The 2,576-nt window shown below is 73.2% G+C and carries 4 protein-coding genes; 3 read left to right on the top strand and 1 reads right to left on the bottom strand.

The genetic code is table 11. The features are described from left to right. The 3 genes from ROTAS13_RS22840 to ROTAS13_RS22830 all read left to right on the top strand — a co-directional run. Positions 1 to 597: SDR family oxidoreductase (locus tag ROTAS13_RS22840; RefSeq protein WP_075823531.1), on the top strand; the 597-nt coding region annotated here is incomplete at its 5' end. An 85-nt stretch (positions 598 to 682) separates the two neighbouring features. Then, complete coding sequence (locus ROTAS13_RS22835) at positions 683 to 1,858, top strand: M20 aminoacylase family protein (RefSeq protein WP_058390330.1); 1,176 nt, start codon at positions 683 to 685, stop codon at positions 1,856 to 1,858. Positions 1,859 to 1,928: 70 nt separating this feature from the next. Beyond that, positions 1,929 to 2,171, top strand: a complete 243-nt coding sequence (locus tag ROTAS13_RS22830) for a hypothetical protein (protein ID WP_019462588.1) — start codon at positions 1,929 to 1,931, stop codon at positions 2,169 to 2,171. 19 nt (positions 2,172 to 2,190) lie between these two features. Here ROTAS13_RS22830 and ROTAS13_RS22825 read toward each other — a convergent pair. Further along, positions 2,191 to 2,576 (bottom strand): aminotransferase class I/II-fold pyridoxal phosphate-dependent enzyme (locus ROTAS13_RS22825; protein WP_371329283.1); only part of this gene is annotated, 386 nt, incomplete at its 5' end.

Below are 2,576 nucleotides of genomic sequence, written 5' to 3'. Positions count from 1 at the left end.
GCGGAGGCGCGGATCGTGCTGATGGGCAGCACGCGCCGCTTCTCCCGCTGGGCGGATGCGCATGGCGACGGCGTGCGGGCCGGCGAGGCGGCGCTGCTGGCCAGCGGCCGGAACGGCGTGATCCTGCACCCCACCATGATCTATGGCGCCCAGGGGGAGGACAATGTGCAGCGCCTGGCCGCGCTGATGCGGCGCCTGCCCCTTGCCCCCCTGCCCGGCGGCGGGCGCGCCCTGGTGCAGCCGATCCACCAGGACGACGTGACCGCCAGCCTGCGCGCCGCCCTGGCGCGGGACTGGGAGGCGCCCAAGGCGCTGGTGATCGCCGGGCCGGAGGCGGTGCGCTATGCCGATTTCCTGCGCGCGGTGTGCCATGCCGCCGGGGTGCGGGTGCCGCCGGTGCTGCCCGTGCCGCTGGCGCCGCTGCTGGCGCTGTCCCCCCTCACCCGGCTGCTGCCGTTCCTGCCCACCGTGCGGGCGAGCGAGCTGCGGCGGCTGACGGAGGACAAGGGCTTCGACACCGGGCCGATGCGGGCGGAGCTGGGCGTCGTGCCGCGTTCGCTGGAGGCGGGGCTGGCGGGCACTTTCGGGCGGGGGTGAGGCGGTGATGCGCCCAGCGGCCGCTCTTGCCTCCACCCCGGACCGGCTCCAAACCATGGGGCGAAGACACAGAGCGAGGGCCGTCATGCCTGTCCTGAACCGGATCGCCGAATTCCACGACGAGATGACCGCTTGGCGGCAGGATTTCCACCGTCATCCGGAGCTGGCCTACGAGGAGGTCCGCACCTCCGGCATCGTGGCGGAGAAGCTGCGGGAGTTCGGCTGCGACGAGGTCGTCACCGGCATCGCGAAGACCGGCGTGGTCGGGGTGATCCGGGGGCAGGAGCCGGGCGACGGCATCGGCTTCCGCGCCGACATGGACGCGCTGCCGATCCTGGAGGAGACGGGGCTCGGCCATGCCTCCACCGTGCCGGGGAAGATGCATGCCTGCGGCCATGACGGGCATACCACCATGCTGCTGGGCGCCGCGAAGTACCTGGCGGAGACGCGCAACTTCGCCGGCACCGCCTATGTGATCTTCCAGCCGGCCGAGGAGAATTTCGGCGGCGGCGACGCGATGGTGAAGGAGGGGCTGTTCGAGCGTTTCCCCATGAAGCGCGTCTTCGGCATCCACAACTGGCCCAGCCTGCCCGCCGGGCAGTTCGCCTGGAAGGTCGGCCCGGTCATGGCCGCCGTTGCCAACATCACCATCACCGTCACCGGCAAGGGCGCGCATGGCGCCATGCCGCACAACGGCAACGACCCGATCGTGATCGCGGCGCAGATCGTTTCCGCGCTGCAATCCATCGTGGCGCGCAATGTCGAGCCGGTGGAGGCCGGCGTCGTGACCATCGCGCATATCACCGGCGGCCATACCTTCAACGTGATCCCGGAGGTGGTGCGGATGCAGGGCACCGCGCGCTGGTTCAAGCCGGAGATCGGCGATCTGCTGGAGCGCAAGGTGCGCGAGATCGCGGGCGGCATCGCGGCGGCCTTCGGCGCCAGCGCTGAGGTCGATTTCCAGCGCGCCTATCCGGCCACGGTGAACGAGGCGGAGAGCACCCGCCTCGCCGCACGGGCGGCGGCGGCCGTGGTGGGCGAGGGCCGGGTGATCGAGGTGGAGAAGCCGACCATGGGCGGCGAGGACTTCTCCTTCATGCTCAACATGAAGGACGGGTCCTACCTGTTCCTCGGCGGCGGCCGGACGGGGCACGACCCGAATGTCCACCACCCGCTCTATGACTTCAACGACGAGATCCTGCCGGTGGGCGCGTCCTATTTCGCCACGCTGGCGGAACAGCTGCTGCCCCGCCGGGGGTGACGGTCCGGGGATGGCCCGCCCCGCCTCGCTTGCCTCGGGGCACGGGACGGGCCAGCCTGCCCGGATGCGCATGACCGCCTTCCGGCTTCCCCTCCTGGGCCTGATCCTCATGGCGACGGCGCTGGGCGGCTGCGTCCAGGTCGTGGCGCCCGATCCCTATGCCTATGGGGCGCCGGGCTCCGCGGCGGCGGCGGGTGCCGCGGCCGGTGCGGCCCTGGGGGCGGCGATCGATGCCTCGCGGCCGCCGCCGGCCTATGGCAGCTATCCGGCCCCGGCCGTGCCGCCCTATCCGGGGCGCGCCTACGCCTATTGAGCGTGGGCCCGGCGCCTCATCAGCCCCGGAGCGCCGCCTCCAGCCGCGCCCAGCCCGCCTCGTCGCCCGGCAGGCCGAAGCGCAGCCAGGCCGCCGGATCGCGGAACTGCCGCACCAGGATGCCCGCCTGCCCCAGCCGCGCGAACCATTCGGGCGCGGCCTCGTGGGAGGCGAGGCGGAAGAGGCTGGTTCCGCCCAGGATGCGGAAGCCCGCCTGGGCCAGCAGCATGTCCAGCCGCAGCGCGTCCACGGCGCAGCGGCGCGCGGCTTCCATCAGCCAGTTCCGGTCCCGCAGCGCCGGGATGCCCACCGCCAGGGCGGGGCCGGACACCGCCCAGGGGCCCAGCGCCGCGCGCAGGCGGGCCGCCAGCGCGGGTTCGGCCAGGGCGAAGCCCAGGCGCAGCC

It is taken from the genome of Roseomonas sp. TAS13 (assembly GCF_001950415.1).
GTDB lineage: Bacteria > Pseudomonadota > Alphaproteobacteria > Acetobacterales > Acetobacteraceae > Roseomonas > Roseomonas mucosa.
This window is presented reverse-complemented; position numbering and strand designations above follow the sequence as displayed.